Annotated in this window: 11 protein-coding genes; 5 read left to right on the top strand and 6 right to left on the bottom strand. The window is 72.3% G+C overall.

Annotation, left to right across the window (positions count from 1 at the left end):
- Positions 1-73 precede the first annotated feature (73 nt).
- Together NQZ70_RS39590 and NQZ70_RS39585 are read left to right on the top strand one after the other, a co-directional pair.
- Positions 74-1,195 (top strand): aminopeptidase, encoded by a 1,122-nt coding sequence (locus NQZ70_RS39590; RefSeq protein ID WP_129578855.1) that lies wholly within the window; start codon positions 74-76, stop codon positions 1,193-1,195.
- Between the two features lie 1,348 nt (positions 1,196-2,543).
- Positions 2,544-4,802 carry an ATP-binding protein gene (locus tag NQZ70_RS39585; RefSeq protein ID WP_129578854.1) on the top strand — a complete coding sequence of 753 codons (2,259 nt, stop codon included), beginning with the start codon at positions 2,544-2,546 and terminating at the stop codon, positions 4,800-4,802.
- A gap of 75 nt (positions 4,803-4,877) precedes the next feature.
- Here NQZ70_RS39585 and NQZ70_RS39580 read toward each other — a convergent pair whose 3' ends face one another.
- From NQZ70_RS39580 to NQZ70_RS39565, 4 genes are all read right to left on the bottom strand, one after another.
- Positions 4,878-5,396, bottom strand: coding sequence for a nuclear transport factor 2 family protein (locus tag NQZ70_RS39580; RefSeq protein ID WP_129578853.1), 519 nt, complete (start codon positions 5,394-5,396; stop codon positions 4,878-4,880).
- 110 nt (positions 5,397-5,506) lie between these two features.
- Positions 5,507-5,917, bottom strand: a complete 411-nt coding sequence (locus tag NQZ70_RS39575; protein WP_129578852.1) for a response regulator — start codon at positions 5,915-5,917, stop codon at positions 5,507-5,509.
- Positions 5,918-6,025: 108 nt separating this feature from the next.
- Entirely contained in the window at positions 6,026-8,389 is a 2,364-nt protein-coding gene (gene purL / locus NQZ70_RS39570; protein ID WP_129578851.1) for a phosphoribosylformylglycinamidine synthase subunit PurL, read from the bottom strand.
- Positions 8,390-8,575: 186 nt separating this feature from the next.
- A complete protein-coding gene (locus tag NQZ70_RS39565) occupies positions 8,576-9,850 on the bottom strand; it encodes a SpoIIE family protein phosphatase (RefSeq protein WP_129578850.1) in 1,275 nt (424 codons plus the stop codon).
- A gap of 338 nt (positions 9,851-10,188) precedes the next feature.
- Here NQZ70_RS39565 and NQZ70_RS39560 point away from each other — a divergent pair, with 338 nt between their 5' ends.
- The 3 genes from NQZ70_RS39560 to prs are packed head-to-tail and all read left to right on the top strand — an operon-like array spanning position 10,189 to position 14,158.
- The gene (locus NQZ70_RS39560; RefSeq protein WP_129578849.1) at positions 10,189-11,223 is read left to right on the top strand and encodes an outer membrane lipoprotein carrier protein LolA; all 1,035 of its coding nucleotides are present in this window, start codon (positions 10,189-10,191) and stop codon (positions 11,221-11,223) included.
- A complete protein-coding gene (locus tag NQZ70_RS39555) occupies positions 11,223-13,238 on the top strand; it encodes a class I SAM-dependent methyltransferase (RefSeq protein ID WP_129578848.1) in 2,016 nt (671 codons plus the stop codon). Before NQZ70_RS39560 ends, NQZ70_RS39555 begins: the two co-directional genes overlap by 1 nt.
- Positions 13,235-14,158: a ribose-phosphate diphosphokinase gene (prs, locus tag NQZ70_RS39550; RefSeq protein WP_129578847.1), complete on the top strand. Its 924-nt coding sequence runs from the start codon at positions 13,235-13,237 to the stop codon at positions 14,156-14,158. The genes NQZ70_RS39555 and prs overlap by 4 nt, the downstream gene beginning before the upstream one ends.
- A 7-nt stretch (positions 14,159-14,165) precedes the next feature.
- Here the strand turns inward: prs and NQZ70_RS39545 are convergent, their stop codons facing one another.
- Entirely contained in the window at positions 14,166-15,236 is a 1,071-nt protein-coding gene (locus NQZ70_RS39545; RefSeq protein WP_129578846.1) for a glycosyltransferase family 4 protein, read from the bottom strand.
- Entirely contained in the window at positions 15,229-15,666 is a 438-nt protein-coding gene (locus NQZ70_RS39540; RefSeq protein ID WP_129578845.1) for a serine O-acetyltransferase, read from the bottom strand. The genes NQZ70_RS39545 and NQZ70_RS39540 overlap by 8 nt, the downstream gene beginning before the upstream one ends.
- Positions 15,667-16,897 lie beyond the last annotated feature (1,231 nt).

Here is a 16,897-nt window from a genome sequence, read left to right as displayed (position 1 = left end):
CCGTCCGGCCGGCACGCGCGCCCTCCGCGCGGAAGACCTTGTGAACCCCGCGCGGCCAGCTATCAGCTAGAGCATGAGCGAACGGCTGCCGGCCAGCGCCCATCGCGGCGCCGCGCCCTCGTGGTCTGCGTCGCGCCCCCGCCGCCCGGCGCGCGCGGGCAAGGCCGGAAGCGCGCTCTTCGCGGCCGCCCTCTGCGCCCTGCTCTCCTCGTGTACCCAGATCCGCTACATCGCGCAGGCGGGCCTCGGTCAGCTCTCGATGGCGTGGAAGACCGAGTCGCTCGAGGACGCCGTCGGCGACGCCCGCAGGCCGTGGCGGACGCGCGCGCTCCTGCGCGAGGTCCCGCACATCAAGCGCTTCGGAGAGCGCCACGGGCTCACCGCGACCGACAATTACCGGACGTACGTCGAGCTCGATCGCCCGGCCGCGGTCTGGGTGGTCAGCGCGTGCGAGCCGCTCCGGTTCCGCTCCAAGACGTGGAGCTTCCCCATCGTCGGCACCGTTCCGTACGTGGGGTGGTTCGACCTGAAGGCCGCCAAGGCGTTCGCGGCGCCGCTCAAGGCGGCCGGCTGGGACGTCGACGTGCGCCCGGCGGGCGCGTACTCGACGCTCGGCTGGCTGGAGGATCCGGTCCTGTCCACGATGATCTCCAGCGGGGACGAGGCGCTCGGCGAGCTCGCCAACGTGGTGCTGCACGAGTCGCTGCACGCGACGCTGTACGTGAAGGGCCAGACGAGGCTGAACGAGAGCCTCGCGAGCTTCGTCGGGGACGAGCTCGCCAAGCGCTACCTGGACGAGCGGGTGGGCCCGTTCTCCGCGGAGAAGACGGCCTACATGCGGGAGCAGGAGCGCAGCGAGGCGCGGGCGGACGCGCTGCATGAGGCCTACGTCCAGCTCGACCGGCTGTACGCGTCCGCGGCGCCCGACGCCGAGAAGCGGGCCGCGAAGGCGGCGGTGCTCGCCCGGCTCAAGGCGGCCATCGGGGCGCGCAGGCAGCTCAACAACGCGTCGCTCGTCCAGTTCCGCGTCTACAACTCGGGGGACTCGGAGCTCCGGGCGCTGCTCGCGACCTGCGGCGGCAGCTGGCCGAGGTTCCTGGGCGCGCTGCGGAAGCTCGAGCGCCACAAGTTCTCCGCGCCCCAGGAGAACATCGGCCAGGTGATCGAGCCGCTGATCCGGGCCGGGTGCAGGTAGCTCCGTGCGCGCGTAGGGCCGTGTGCGGCATTGCGCGCGTGCGGTGCTGCGCGCCGCGTGCCGCAGTGCGCTGCGCGCGCGTGCGGTGCTGCGCGCCGCGTACCGTGCTGCGCGCCGAGGGCAACGTGTAGCGTCAAAATCCGCTGCGGTGCGTCGCTCGGAGCGTGCTGTGTCCTTGCAATCGTGCGCTCTCACGGCGCAATGCAATGCGATCGACCCCAGGTGAGTGGACAAATCATTGTCCAGGTAAGAATTCCGTTCTGGATCTGAACCCATCCCTGGATCGGACCAGTCCCTGCGGAAATGTATGACGAGCATCGCACCTCCAGGCGGTGCGCCCCGCGGCTGGCGACGGGCTTCTGCGGGTTTTTTGGCCGTGGGGGCCCGTCTGTGCGGGGGGATCGAGGTTGGCCCGCCGGTTGCTGAATGTATCCGCCAGATGTCGCTCCCGTTCGCTGCTCGGTTTCATGGGGCCTCGGCGGGAGCGGCCCCCCTGGCACATCGTTCGCAGTGCAAGCCCCAGTCGTTGGGGGGCGCCGAGCGAGGTGATCGGCGGCATCTCTGCCGAGCGATCGTGACCCCGCCGCCACCCGGATGCCATGGACCTGCTGTCGGCTCCTTGATTGACTTGTCGCCGGACGCCGGCGGAGAGCTTCGATTCTCGTGACGATAGCCGCCTTGCGGGGCGATTAAGGAGGGATGATCGAGGCGCGCGCGACGCGCGTCGCCAGATGAGATGGCTTATCGTGATCAGCTTGTCGATCTTGGTCCGAGCTTCTCTTACTCTCTTGCAGCTCTCGAGTTCGACTCCGCTTCGTCGCTTCGCTTCCCCTTGCCCCTGCCTCTGCTTCGCTTGAGCTTGCCCCTACGGTCTCTGGTCTGCGCTCGATCCTTTGCTTCTCCTTCTTCTTTCGCTTTGACTCGCTTCTTTGATTGTCTTACTGTCTCGCTTCGACTTTGCTTCCTCTTTGCTCGTGCTTTCTTGCTTGGACGCGCTTCGTATCGCTTTCCTGGCTTTCATGACTTCTCTCTCGTGACCGCGGGCCTTTCAGGTTCCTCCGGTGGATCCCCCCTCCACCGGCGCTCCTGAGCGGCTCCGGTGGGTCCGCGGCTGCGGACCTCAGGCCGGCGGGCTCTCCCGACCGGCCTTTCTTTTTTTGATGCGCACGTGCGCCGTCGTCCGCGCTGTCGGGCGCGGCCGTACGGGAGCGCCCGTACGGCGGCCGAATCCCTCGACCCGGCCGTGGAAATCCACTAACGACGAGCCCTCATAACGATCCGCGTGCCCTCCTCGCCCTCGCGAGGTCTCGTCGAGGGCGTGGGGACGTGTGGACGTGGAGGGCGGGACATGATGCAGGGGCACGGTGGGCGGGGGCAGGGCGTCGATCTCACGAATTGCGCGGCGGAGCCCATCCACATCCCCGGGCGGATTCAGCCGCACGGAGCGCTGCTCGCCCTCTCGCCCGGCGATCTCGTCGTCCGCCACGTGAGCCTCAATGTCGGCGCCGTGCTCGGGAGCGGTCCCGAGGGCGTCCTCGGGCGCCCGCTCCTCGACCTCATCGCGCCTCTGGCGGGCGGAGATCTCGAGTCCATCCTCCGGTCTCCGGAGCCCGGCGCGCTGAACCCGCTGAAGGTGACCCCCAGGAACGAGGGCGCGGCGGCGTGGCTCGACGCCATCGCGCACCGGGCGGGCGAGCGGCTGATCGTGGAGCTCGAGCCGCTGGAGGCGCCGGGCGACGTGTCGTTCTCGAGCGTGTACCGCGCGATCCGCGCGGCGATCGAGCGGATCCAGTCGGCCGAGGGGCTCTTCGACGCGTGCGAGGCGACGGCCGAGGAGATCAAGCGGCTGACCGGCTACGACCGGGTGATGATCTACAGGTTCGACCGCGACTGGAACGGCGAGGTCATCGCCGAGGCCAGGGCGGCGGACATCGAGCCTTATCTCGGGCTGCGCTATCCGGCCTCCGACATCCCGCCGCAGGCGCGGGAGCTCTATCTCCGCAACTGGCTCCGCATCATCCCGGACGTCGACTACCGGCCTTCGGACATCGTGCCTTCGCCGGAGGCGCCCATCGATCTCAGCTTCTCCGTGCTGAGGAGCGTCTCGCCGATGCACATCCAGTACCTCAAGAACATGGGGGTCGGCGCCTCGATGAGCGTCTCGCTCATCCGCGAGGGGGTCCTCTGGGGGCTCATCGCCTGCCACCACCGCGCGGCGAGGCCGCTGTCGTTCGAGATCCGGCAGGGCTGCGAGCTCTGCGGGCGGTTCCTGTCGATCCAGCTCGCGGCCAAGGAGAAGCTCGAGGACAGGGGGCACGAGCAGGCGCTCAAGGCCCTGTCGGACGAGATCGTCGCGGCGGTCTCGCAGCGGGAAGATCTCATGGTCGGGCTCGCGGAGAGCGCCGGAGCGCTCATGAGGCTCGCGGACGCGCCGGGCCTCGCCCTGCTCCACGGAGAGGAGGCGACCGCGCTCGGCGCCGCGCCCGCGCCGGACGAGCTCCGGCGCCTGTACGCGTGGCTCCGGCGCACGGTCGCCGATAGGCCGGTGTTCCACGCCGAGTCCCTGTCGCGGGTCGATCCCGAGTTCGCCCGCATCAAGGACGTGGCGAGCGGCGTCCTCTGCATCTCCATCCCCGAGCCGGAGCCCTGGTACGTCGTCTGGCTCCGGCCCGAGGTGATCCAGACGGTGAGCTGGGGCGGCAACCCCGAGAAGCCGGTGGAGAGCACGGCCGAGGGCGCGGTGCTCGGCCCCCGGCGCTCCTTCGCGCTGTGGAGGCAGGTCGTGGAGCAGACGGCCGTCGCCTGGAAGCCCGCCGAGATCGAGGCGGCCGAGCAGCTCCGGCGCGCGCTCATCGAGCTCGACCTCACGCGGCAGGTCGTGCGGGAGAGGACCGCGCGCTCCGCGGCCGAGCGGAGCAACGCCGAGCTCGAGCAGTTCGGGTACATCGTGGCGCACGATCTCAAGGAGCCGATCCGCGGGATCCGGTCGTTCTCGACCTTCGTGATGGAGGACGACGGGGAGGCCCTCTCGGCCGAGTCGCAGGGCTATTTGCGGCGCATCGGCGACCTCGCCGGGAGCACGATGGAGCTCATCAACTCGCTTTACGAGTACTCCCGCGTCGGCAACGTGGATTTCTCCTTCGGGGAGGTCGACCTGAGCGAGGTGCTGGCCGACGTCGAGCGGCGGCTGTCCGGCTCGCTCCTGCAGCGCGGCGCCGAGATCCGCGCGCCGCGCCGGCTCCCCCGGGTGGTCTGCGACCGGATCCGGATCGCCGAGGTGCTGGCCAACCTCATCTCGAACGGCATCAAGTACAACGCGAGCCCGAACCCCTGGGTGGAGGTGGGCTTCGACGAGCGGTCGGAGCCGACCGTCTTCCACGTCAGGGACAACGGCGTGGGCATCCCCGCGGACGAGCGGCACCGCCTGTTCACGATGTTCGAGCGGCTCTCGACCGCGGCGCAGTACGGCGAGGGGACCGGCTCGGGGCTCGCCATCACCCAGCGCATCGTCGAGCGGCACAAGGGGAAGATCTGGGTGGATTCGCCCCCGACCGGGGGCACGACGTTCTACTTCACGCTCGCCGAGGCGCCCCCCGCTGACCGGTGATCCCGGGCGCGGCCGCCGGCCCGCGCGCGCCACGCCGGAGGCCGCCGTCCCCCGGCCGGGGCCAGGGCGCCGCGATCAGAGGTCGTCGTCGCCGGGCGCGCGCCGGGGGTGGACGGTGGCAGAGACGATCTTCCAGTCGCCGTCGACCTTCTCCAGCCGGAGCGCGACGGGCAGCTCGTCGCGCCGGGCGGGGTGGCCGTGCCGGGCGCCCGTGACGGTCGCGGTGGCGGTCACCTCGGCGGTCATGCCGGCCGGATCGACCTGGATCTCCGTGTCGCCGAAGCTCACGTCCGCGGTCTGGTAGACGACCGCGGCCTGGGTCGCGGCCGCGGCGAGCTCGTCGCGGCCGCTGAGCCGGTCGCTGATCTCGACGACGCGGGCGCTCGCCTCCTTCGTGAAGATCTCGGCGAACTCCTTGCGGACGCGGCCGTGGCGCACCAGCGGGTTGCGCTCGCCGTCGTCGATGCGCACCGCGTCCGCGAGCTGGGCGAGCCGGTCGCGGATCCGGTCCTCGTCGGAGGGGGAGAGCAAGAGCGCCACCGCGGCGAGGACGGCGCCGAGGGCGATGAGCCCGAGCGGGAGCCAGCGTTTCATGCGGGAAGTATAGGCGACCGGCGCCGCGCGAGCCCACCCGACCCCGGATGGCGCGCGGCAGCGCGCGCCGTCGCCGCCGGGATCCGCGCCTCCGCGGCGAGCGCGCCCGCTCAGGCCGTCGCGGCGAACACGGCGAGGGCGCCCACCCGGAGGGCGGCCAGGACGGCCTCGCGGAGCCTCGCCGAGCCGAGCACCTCTTTCCAGAGATAACCCGCGATGCCGAGCGACTGGGCGCGCGTCAGCATCATCGGCGCCGGCTGGCCCGTGATGAAGATCACCGGGGCCTCGGTGATGCACTTGAGCTTCTCGAGCAGCTCCAGGCCATCCATGTCGGGGAGGCGGTAATCGAGGATGATGCAATCGGGCGGGCTCGTCCGGCACGCCTCGAGGGCGGCCTTCGCCGTCGGCGCCTCGATCAGCGTGACGTCGATGTCCGCCCAGTCCCGCAGGTAGCGCCCGTAGATGGTGCGATCGATCTCGCTGTCCTCGACGAGGAGAATCACGGCCTTCCGGAGCGCCATGGGGACCAATCTCCTTTGTCCAGCCGTGAGACGCAAGTTGGACGTTGCACGCAGCGCGTGGGGAACCACCCCGAACACCGCAGGGGCAGCCCCCGATAGGCCTCGTCGCTAGCTCCCGACGATCGGCTCGAGGCACCGGTCGCGCGCGTCGCGCAGCGCGCTGAGCTCGACGTCGATCACCGCGCCGCCGCCCGACGCGATCGTGAGCCGATCCCCGCCGGTGGTGCCGAGCTCGGTGCAGGGCACGCCGGCCTCCCTGGCCCTGCGGGCGACCTCGGCGGCGTCCTCGGGCCGGACGCTGACGACGACGCGGCTCGGCGCCTCGCCGAACAGCGCCTCGGCGAGCTCCTCGCGCGCCTCGCCCTCCGGCAGCCGCACGCGGGCGCCCACCATCGCCGCCGGGTCGTCGGCGGCGGCGCAGCACTCGCCGAGCGCGATCGCGAGCCCGCCGTCGGAGACGTCGTGCGCGCTCTGGAGCAGCCGCGGCCGCGAGCGCGCGAGGGCGAGGCAGAGCCCCTGGAGCCGCGCCTCGCGATCGAGATCGATGGCGGGGCTCGGCCCCTTCACCTCGCCGGTGTGGCGCGCGAGGTACTCCGAGCCGCCGAGCGGGCCGCCGCGCGGGTCGCCGAGCAGGAGCACCGCGAGGCCGGCGGCCGGGAACGACGCCCGCAGCACGTCGCCCGGGTCCGCCACGAGCCCCACCACCGCGACCGTCGGGGTGGGCAGGATCGCGCGGCCGTCGGTCTCGTTGTAGAGCGACACGTTGCCGCTCACGACCGGCACCGAGAGCGCGCGGCACGCCGCCGCCATGCCGTCGATCGCGAGCGCGAACTGCCGCATGATCTCCGGCCGCTCCGGGTTGCCGAAGTTGAGGCAGTCGGTCAGGCCGATCGGCTCCGCGCCCGCGCACACCACGTTGCGGCACGCCTCGGCCACGGCCATCGCCGCGCCCTGGAACGGGTCGAGCTCGCAGAGCCGCCCGTTGCAGTCGCTCGAGAACGCGAGGAGCTTCTCGAACCGCTTCCCGTCCTTCTCGCAGGGGACGCGCACCACCGCGGCGTCGCTGCCGGCCCGGACCTCGGTGCCGCCCCGCACGATCTGGTCGTACTGCCGCCACACCCACGCGCGGGAGCCGAGGTTCGGCGAGCCCGCCATCGCGAGGAAGAGCTCGGACCACGAGGTCGGGGCGGGGAGGGTGCGCGGGTCGAAGGCCCGGCGCGCCGGCAGCGTGGCGTCGTCGCGCTGGGGGCGGTCGTACTTCGGCGCCGCGTCGGTCAGGAAATCGACCGGGAGGTCGCAGACGACGACCGGATTGCGCGGGGTGCTGGCGGCCGCGCCGCCGAGCGGGTCGTAGCCGGGCGTGGCGCGCACGATCCAGCGGCCCGTGTCGGTGACCTTGCCGATGATCGCCGCGTCGAGCTCCCATTTCGTGCAGATCTCGATGACGCGCGCCTCGCACCCGGGCTTCGCGACGAGGAGCATGCGCTCCTGCGACTCGCTGAGGAGCATCTCGTACGGGGTGAGCCGGGCGGCGCGCCGCGGGACCAGGTCGAGGTCGAGATCGAGGCCGCTGCCGCTCCGGCCCGCCATCTCGACCGACGACGAGGTGAGCCCCGCGGCGCCCATGTCCTGGACGCCGACGAGCAGGTCCTCCGCGAAGATCTCGAGGCACGCCTCGAGCAGGAGCTTCTCCATGAAGGGGTCGCCGACCTGGACCGTGGGCCGCTGGCTCGGGCCGCCCTCGGAGAACTCGTCCGAGGCCATGGTGGCGCCGTGGATGCCGTCGCGCCCGGTCTTGGCGCCGACGTAGAGCACGTTGTTGCCGATGCCGCTCGCGCGGCCGTAGAAGATGCGGTCGGTGCGGACGACGCCGCAGGTGAAGGCGTTGACGAGGATGTTGCCGTCGTAGGCGCGGTCGAAGAAGAGCTCGCCGCCGACGGTGGGGACGCCGATGCAGTTGCCGTAGCCGCCGACGCCCGCGACGACGCCGCGGAGCAGCTGCGGGGTGCGCGGGTGGTCGGGCCGGCCGAAGCGGAGCGAGTCGAGGTTGGCGACGGGGCGCGCGCCCATCGTGAAGACGTCGCGGAGGATGCCGCCGACGCCGGTGGCGGCGCCCTGGTAGGGCTCGATGTACGACGGGTGGTTGTGCGACTCCATCTTGAAGACGGCCGCGAAGCCGTCGCCGATGTCGACGACGCCGGCGTTCTCGCCGGGGCCCTGGATGACGCGGGGGCCGGCGGTGGGGAGGCGGGAGAGGTGCACGCGCGAGCTCTTGTACGAGCAGTGCTCGCTCCACATGACGCTGAGGACGCCGAGCTCGGTGAACGTCGGCTGCCGCCCGAGGCGCTCGCGGGCGCGCTCCCACTCGCTGGCCGAGAGCTTGTGCGCCTGCGCGAGGGCGAGGTCGACCGGCGGGTCGCCGGGGAAAGGGGTGGGGGCGGCGGGCGGAGGGGCGGCAACGACGGCGCTCATCGCGGGCCTAGCTAGCGCAAGGACGCGGGGAGGGGAAGCAGGGGAGCGGCCCTCACCGAGCAGAGCGGGGCTCACCCGCACAGGAGCCGGGCCCAGATCGGCGTTTTCGGCGCGCAGGCGTGCTCCAGCACGCCGAGCACCGAAAACGTCGAGATGGGCCCGGATCCGCAGCGGGTGGGCCCCGCTCTAGGCGTCGCGCTTGACGACGAGGGCGGTGAGGTCGTCGATCTGCTTCGCGGAGCCGGCGAAGCGGCGCACCTCGGCGAGGAGGGCGCCGAGGATGTCCGAGGTGGGACGCGCGTTCAGGCGGTGGATGAGATCGCCGACGCGCTCCTTGCCGAACACCTGTCCGGCGGCGTCCTGGTACTCGTAAAAACCGTCGGTGAGCAGGATCAGGAGATCGCCCGGCGCCATCACGAGGGGGGGCGTCGGGGGGAGGTCGAGATCCTTGAACATGCCGAGGGGGACCGTCGTGGGATCGCGCCAGACGACCTGACCCTCGGCCGCCCGGTAATGCAGGAGCGGGCCCTGCCCGGCCGCGTGGTAGCGGAGCTGGTGCGTGACCGGGTCGAGGATCCCGAGGAACGCGGTGATGAAGCGGTCGTTCGGCAGATCCTCGATGAGCTGCTGGTTGATGTGGTGCATGAGCGCGTCCATGTCGGCCGAGAGGCGCAGGCCGATGCGCAGCATCGCGCGGAACTGCGTCACGCTGAGCGCGGGGCCGATGCCGTGGCCGGCCGCGTCCGCGAGCAGGAGGAGGAGCGGCGACATGTCCGCGCGCTCGTCGAGCCGGATGACGTCGTAGATGTCGCCGCCGGTGTCGTCCGCCGGCTTGCTGAACGCCGACAGCGAGTATCCAGGGCAGCGCGGGAGCCGGCGCAGCAGGATGTTCTGCTGGATGTCGCGCGCGATGGTGAGGTCGTGCTCGAGCTTGATCTTGATCATCCGCTCCTCGAGCAGGAGCGTGCGCTGCACGGCGACGGCCGCCTGCGCCGCGAGCAGCTCCGCGACGTCGCGCTCGTCCGGGCCGAAGTGGCCCACCGCCGAATTCAGCATCTGCAGCACGCCGACGAGCTTGTCGTCGAGCCCGATGAGCGGCACCGTGATGAGGGATTTCGTGTGATATCCCGTCCGGCGGTCGATCTCCGGATTGAACCGCGGGTCGGTATAACAATCGTCGACGACGATGGTCTGGCGCTTGCGCGCGCACTCGCCGGCGATGCCCTTGTCGATGCTGACGCGGATTTGCGTCTCGCCCGTGGCGACACGCGAGTAAAGCTCTTTGGCCTCCGCGTCGTAGAGGAAGACGCTCCCGCGGTCGGCGCCTATCACCTCCCGCCCCGTCTTGATGATGAGCTCGAGCAGCTCGGTGAGATCGCACGGCGCCGCGAGCTTGCGCGAGACGTCCAGGATCAGGATGAGCGACGACGCATCGATCAGGGAGGGAGTGCCCACGCGCATGCGGCCCGAGAGTTTGGGCTACGTGGAAATAGGGGTCAAGACATGGTCTCGCCCGGGATGCTCGTGGCGAGCCCGTCGACCAGCGCGTCTCGCTTCCGTCGTCGCTCCCGTCGTCGCTTCCATCGTGATTTCCCTCGGGGTTTCGCCGTCGGGCCGCCGCGCTTCGCCCTGGGCGCTGCTTTTTTTTCGAGCGGCGGCGGCCCGGCGCGCCGCGGCGACGACGCGAGATCGTGGATGCAGCGCGGCGGCCCGCGGGCCGCTGCGTCGTCGGCGCTACCACCTCGGCCCTACCTGTCCTAGAACACGCGACGCACACGCCCCTGAAAGCGAGCTCTTCGATGATCCGCCTCCGCCTCGCCGCCCTCGCCCTGCCCGCCGCCCTGGCCGCGGCGGCCTGCGACGCGCCGTCCGCTCCGGTCGGCGCGGCGCCCGACGCCGCGCCCTCCGCCGCCGCGCCGCCGGACCCGCCGCCCCCTGCCGCCGCGCCGCCGGCGAGCGCCCCCGCGGCGCCCGCCGACGCTCCCGCGGCCGCGGCCGACGCGGCGGCGCCGGCCGATGCGGGCGCGCCGGCGGAGGACGCGGGCCGCAAGCCGTCTGTCGACGCGGGCGACGCGGGCGGCGCGGCGGCGGCGCGCGACGCGGGCGGCGGAGCGGCGGGCGGCGGAGCGGCGGGCGGCGGGGCGGCGCGCGACGCGGGCGGCGGGCGCGCCGAGGCGCCGGCGGCGACGGGCGGGTCCCCGCCGGTCGCGGAGGCGCCGCCGCTCGCCCCGCCCGAGGCCGGGTCCGCGGACGCCGTGGCGGCGGAGGTCGACGCGATCTTCGTCGGCAAGAAGACCTATGTCGCCCGCTTCAAGCAGGAGCACACCCAGAAGATCTCCGGCGCCGTCAAGAAGCAGAGCGGCGCGCTGTCGGTCCAGAAGCCGGACAGGATCTCGTTTCGCTACGATCCGCCGAGCCGGAACCGCATCGTCTCCGACGGCGTGTCGCTCAAGGTCTACGTCGCCGAGGACCGGCAGATGTTCGTCACGCCGGTGAAGAACTCGGAGTATCCGGGCGCGCTCTCGTTCCTGATGGGCCACGGGCTCCGCCCGTCGTTCACGTTCACCTTCAACGAGAAGGCGAGCTTCCAGGGCGGCCCCGTGCTCGTCGGCAAGCCGCGGGCGCCGACTCCCCACTACGAGCTCGTGATGTTCTATATCGACAGCGCGCTCCTCGCGAAGAAGGACCCGGGCGTCGTGCGCCGCGTCCTCATCGTCGACGCGCAGGGCAACCGCAACCGGTTCGACTTCGAGAGCGCGTTGCAGCCCGCGTCGATCGATCCCGCGGAGTTCCAGTTCACCCCGCCGCCCGGCACCGACGTCAAGCAGAATTGATGATTCCGCGCCTCTCGCTGCTGGAGCTGTTTCCCGACTTCCATCCGGAGTGGATCCTCGCCGAGGACGCGGATCTCATCGTGGTCGACAAGCCGGCTGGCCTGTCGACGCACGCGCCGGAGGCGGACCGGATCGACGACGTGGTGACGCGCCTCCGCGCCTTCCTCCGCGGCCGGGGCGACGCGGAGGCGTACCTCGGGATCCACCAGCGGCTCGATCGCGACACCTCGGGGGTCCTGCTGTTCACTCGGCGGCGCGAGGCGAACGCCGCCGTCGCGCGGCAGTTCGAGGGGCGCACCGTGCAAAAGACGTACGTCGCCGCCGTGTCCGGCTTCGGCGATCGCGCGCCGCGCGGCACGCTGCGGCACCGCCTCGTCCCGGCGCCGGGCGGCGCGATGCGCGCGATCGCCGAGGTCGGCGCGGGGCGAGAGGATCGGGGCGCGGGGCGAGAGGATCGGGGCGCGGGGCGAGAGGATCGGGGCGCGAGGCGAGAGGATCGGGCCGCGAGGCGGGAGGATCGGGGCGCGCGGCGAGGAGACCGCGGTGCGAGGCGGGAGGACCGGGGCGCGGGCGGCCCGGAGCGAGCCGCCGGCGGCGCGCTGGCGATCACCCGCTACCGGCTCCTCGAGCGCCGCGGCGACCGCGCCCTCCTCGAGCTCCGGCCCGAGACCGGCCGCACCCACCAGCTCCGGGTGCAGCTCGCCGCGATCGGCCTGCCCATCGCCGGCGATCCGCTCTACGGCGGCGCCGACGCCCCGCGCCTGCTCCTGCACGCCGCCGAGCTCCGCCTCGATCACCCGGCCACCGGCGCGGCCGCGACCTTCCAGTCGCAGCTGCCGGCGGCGTTCGAGGCGTGGCTCGCGGACGCGCCGGCGGACCCGTACGCGGGGGGCGTCGCGGCCGTCGAGCGCGCCATGCGCGAGGCCGCCGAGCGGCGCTACGCCGTCGCGCGCGCCGGCGACACCACGGCGTTCCGGCTCGTCCACGGCGTGGGCGACGGGCTCCCCTCCATCTCGGTCGACCTCTACGGCGAGCACCTCGTCGTGGCGCTGTTCGGCACGGGCGAGGGCGAGCCGGGCGCGCCGCCGCGCGACGTCGTGCTCGACGCGGCCCACCGGCTCGGGGCGAGGGGCGTCTACCTCAAGGTGCGCCCGAAGCACGCGAGCGTGATCGTCGACGCGCGGCGCGAGGAGTTCGCGCCGCGGCACGCCGTCCGGGGGGAGAGCGCCCCCGAGGAGCTCACGATCTTCGAGCACGGCCTGCCGTACAAGGTGCGGCTCGGCGACGGGCTCTCGACCGGCATCTTCCTCGACCAGCGCGAGAACCGGCGGCGCGTGCGCGAGCTCGCCCGGGGCGCCCGGGTGCTGAACCTGTTCGCCTACACGGGCGCGTTCACCGTCGCGGCCGTGGCGGGCGGCGCGCGCGAGAGCGTCACCGTCGACGTGTCCCGGGGCGCGGTCGCCTGGGCGCGCGAGAACCTCGACGCGATCGGCGCGGACGCGGCGGCGCACGTCGTGGTCGAGGCCGACGTGTTCCCGTGGCTGAAGGCCGCCGCTCAGGCCGGCCAGCGCTTCGACCTCATCGTGCTCGACCCGCCGAGCTTCGCGACCACGAAGAAGAGCCGCTTCAGCGCGGCGAGCGATTTCGGGGCGCTCGCCGCGCTCGCCTTCCGCCTGCTCGCCCCGGGCGGCCGGCTGCTCGCCTGCACCAACCATCGAGGCATCGCGCGCGCCAAGTTCCGGCGCCATTTGCACGAGGCCGCGCGTGAAGCAGGATGCGACATCGTGCAGATGAAAGATCTCCCCGATCCGGTCGATTTTCCGAGCGAGCTGAGCATGGAGCCCCACCTGAAGAGCGTCCTCGCCACGGTGGGGGCGCCGGCGGCCAAGGCCGGCGCATCCCCGAAGGGCGCGCCGGCCGCGAAGGGCGCGCCGGCCGCGAAGGGCGCGCCGGCGCGCGGCGCTCGCCGAGGGACCGCCGCGCCTGCCCGGGCGCCTCGCCGGGGGGCGCGATGAGCCAGCGCCGTCTCCTCATCACGATCCGCTCGTACGCCTACCTGGAGCCCGCCTTCCTCGCCGCGGGCGACTTCGAGCGCGGCATGGTCGAGCGCAAGAGCTTCCCGGACGGCGAGCGCTACCTGCGGGTCGCGGTCGACTGCTGGGGGCGCGACGTGGTCCTGCTCGGCGGCGCGCCGCAGGACCTCGACTGGCTCGAGATCTACGACCTCGGCTGCGCCACCTCGCGCGCCGGCGCCCGGTCGCTCTCCATCGTGATGCCGTATTTCGGCTACGCGACCATGGAGCGGGCCGTGAAGCCGGGCGAGGTGGTGACCGCGAAGACGCGGGCGCGGCTCATCTCGGCGATCCCGTCGTGCGACGCGGGCACGCGCATCTTCCTCTTCGATCTGCACACCGACGGCATCGAGTTCTACTTCAGCGACTCGCACGTGACGCGCCACCTCTACGGCGCCCCGCTCATCACGCAGGCGGTCCGCGAGCTGATGGGCGATCGCCCGTACGTGCTCGCGGCGACGGACGCCGGACGGGCCAAGTGGGTGCAGAGCCTCGCCCGCGGCCTCGGCGTCGAGCCGGCGTTCGTCTACAAGGAGCGGCGGGGCGACGGGGTCGGCGTGACCGGCGTCAACGCCGATGTCTCGGGCCGCGAGGTCGTCATCTACGACGACATGGTCCGCACCGGATCGTCGCTCGTCCAGGCGGGGCGCGCCTACCTCGCCGCCGGGGCCTCGAAGGTCCACGCCGTCGCGAGCCACCTGGTCCTGCCGGGCGACTCGCTCGAGAAGATCCGGAAGACGGGCGTGTTCACGACGCTGCTCGGCACCGACTCGCACCCTGGCAGCCAGCAGCTCGCCGACACGCCCGGCGCCCTGCATTCGGTGGCGCCGCTCATCGTGCGCGCGCTCGAGCGGGAGATCTAGAGCACCCTCACCGCGGGCCGGACGCCGGCGCGGGCCGGCCGCCCAGCTCCCCGTAGAGGCCGGTGAGCCGCTCGACGACGGCCGAGATGTCGTACCGCGACCGCGCCCGCTCCCAGGCGCCGCGGCCCATCCGCTCGCGGAGCTCGCCCGAGCCGAGCAGCCGGTTGATCCGCTCGGCGAGCGCGTCCGCGTCGCCCGCCGCGATCAGGAACCCGCTCTCGCCGTCGGCGATCACCTCGGGGATCGCCCCGACCCGGGTCGCCACCACCGGCCGGGCCGCCGCCATCGCCTCCAGGAGCGCGATCGGCAGCCCCTCCGCGTGGGACGGGAGGATGAACACGCTGCTCTCCTCGAGCACCCGGGACTTCGCCTCGCCGCGCACGCTGCCCAAAAACCGCACGCTGTCGCGCAGGCCGAGCTCCGCGACCAGGCGCTTGTAGCCGGCGAGGGCGTCGGGCTCCGCCGGCCCGGCGAGGTTGAGCACCGCGGCGGGGTGCTGCCGCACCACCTGCGCGAACGCCCGGATCGCCTCCGGGACGCCCTTGCGGTCGTCGATGGAGCCGAGGAGCAGCACGCTCGGGGCGGCGGGGAGCGGGAGCGGCGCGGCCGGCACGGAGACCGCGTTCTCCAGGGTGACGATGCGGGCGCCGGGCGCGATGCGGCCGAGGTAATCGGCCCAGTACGCGCTCAGCGCGATCACCGCGTCCGCGTCGCGCAGGCTCCGGGCGATCCACCCCTTCCACCGGCTCCGGGCGACGAAGTCCTCGAACTTGCTGCCGTGGATGTGCAGGATCGTCCGGTAGCCGAGCCACTGGCCGAGCTGCGAGAAGACCGCCTTCTCGTAGAAGGACCACCCGTACGACGAGTGGATGTGCAGGACGCGGCACTCGGGGCGGCTGGCGACGATCGCGGCGCACCCGCGGGCGAAGCGCGTCAGCTTGCCCCGCAGCGCGGGCGCGGGGGCGGTGTCGCAATGACGCGTGGGGATCCGCTCCAGCATGGTCTCCACGTAGGTCGCGATCCCCCCCACCGCCGGCGCCCGCGGGCCGATCACCAGCACGCCCGCGCGCTCAGACATCGGCGCCCTCGCTCGGCTGCTTCAGGATCCGGGCGGGGACGCCGCCCACCGTCGCGCCCGCCGGGACGTCCTTGACCACCACCGCGTTCGCGCCCACCACCGCGCCGCGCCCGACGCGGATCGGGCCGAGGATCTTCGCGCCGGCGCCCAGGTAGACGTCGTCCTCGATCACCGGCACCCCGGTGTGGCCCTGGCGCCCGCCGATGGTCACCTGCTGGGCGATGACCACGTTCCTGCCGATCCGCGCCTGCGCGTGGATCACCACCCCCATCCCGCCGTACCCGAACCGGGAGCCGGCGCCGATCTCGGCGCTGGGCGGGATCGAGCTATTGTAGACGAGGAAGGTCGTCCAGTAGAGCAGCTTGGGGACCACGGGGATTTGCTTGGCGTGGCACCAGTGCGCGACGTTGTACAGGTGAATGGCGTTCATGGAGTTCTCGACGGCTCTCGCGCGGGCCGGTCAGGCCATCGATCCAACATGGCCAACATGGCCAACATGGCCAACATGGCCAACATGGCCAACATGGCCAGCATGGCTCGCGCCGCGGCGGCGCCCGGCGCCCCGGGCGAGCGGGGCCTCGTCCTCGTCTTCGTACAGGCGTTGATAGGTCGCCGCCATCGTCGCCACGTCGGAGCGAGAAGGAAATCCAAACGTCTCGGAACGTCAAGCCCCAACTGCGGGGCCTGTCCGTGGTTGACAGGACGTTCTTCCATGCTATCCGGCCCTCCGGGAAAAGCGACGGTAGATCAATAACTTAGCCGCGCATCGAGGGGCCGCGATCACGCGGCGGCCCGCGGGGGCTCGTCCGAAACGGCCCGGCTTCGTTCCCGGAAGGGCGATGCAGAGCGCACCGGCGCGCGTCGTCCTCACTGCGCGGCCTGCGCTTTCAGGGTCGGGTGGACAGCGGGCCCGGCATGCGGCGAGCGTGGCCCCCGGCGCGGACCTCGCCGGCGCGAAGCTCCCCAGCGCCGAGCTCTCCGGAGCGGAGCTGACGTCGGTCGCGGCATGAAACGCGGCGTGGCTCGATCGAGGAAGCGCGGCGAGCAGCAGCGAGCGTTGGAATCGCCGCGCACGGCGACGCGCGCATGTCGGAGCGCTGCGCAGGCTGCATCGATGCGTATCACCGTGCGATATCCTCACGATGAATCCAGATCTCGTGTCGCTCGTGGCGCCCATCGTGATGCTGCGCTTCGTCCGGGCGAGCGTCTCGATGTCACGTGACATGTCACGTGACATCGAGACGCCGCACCGTGACGTCTCCTCGCGAAATCGGTCACCCCGCGGCCCCTCGGCGCGGTATTGGGCGCATCTCGCTGGGCGCTGTGCGAGCGGAGCGTTGGCACTACCATTGCAATGAATCGCTGCCGTCCGATGGCATGCTGGCCACGCCTCCCGGCGAGTAGGTCGGCACCCAGCTCGTCTCTGATCCTGTTGTGACAAGAGGCGGGCCATTGAGGCACGGCGTCCCTGGGGCTCTCTTATCTGTGTCCTCTGCGCCTCTGTGTCGCACCTCCCTGCCGACTGCGGTCCACCGCGACCTATCCCAGGAAAGGACTCTTCGATGCGAACTCTCTTCATGCGTCCGAGCGTCGCGCACGACAGCGGCCCGGCGCCAGCGCCGCCGGCCGACGCCTCGCGCGCCGAGCGCCCGAGCGGCGGC

This window comes from Sorangium sp. So ce836, from assembly GCF_028553905.1.
In the GTDB taxonomy this organism is placed as follows: Bacteria; Myxococcota_A; Polyangia; order Polyangiales; family Polyangiaceae; genus Sorangium; species Sorangium cellulosum_D.
The sequence above is the reverse complement of the archived record's forward strand: the minus strand, read 5'-3'. Positions and strand labels throughout refer to the sequence as shown.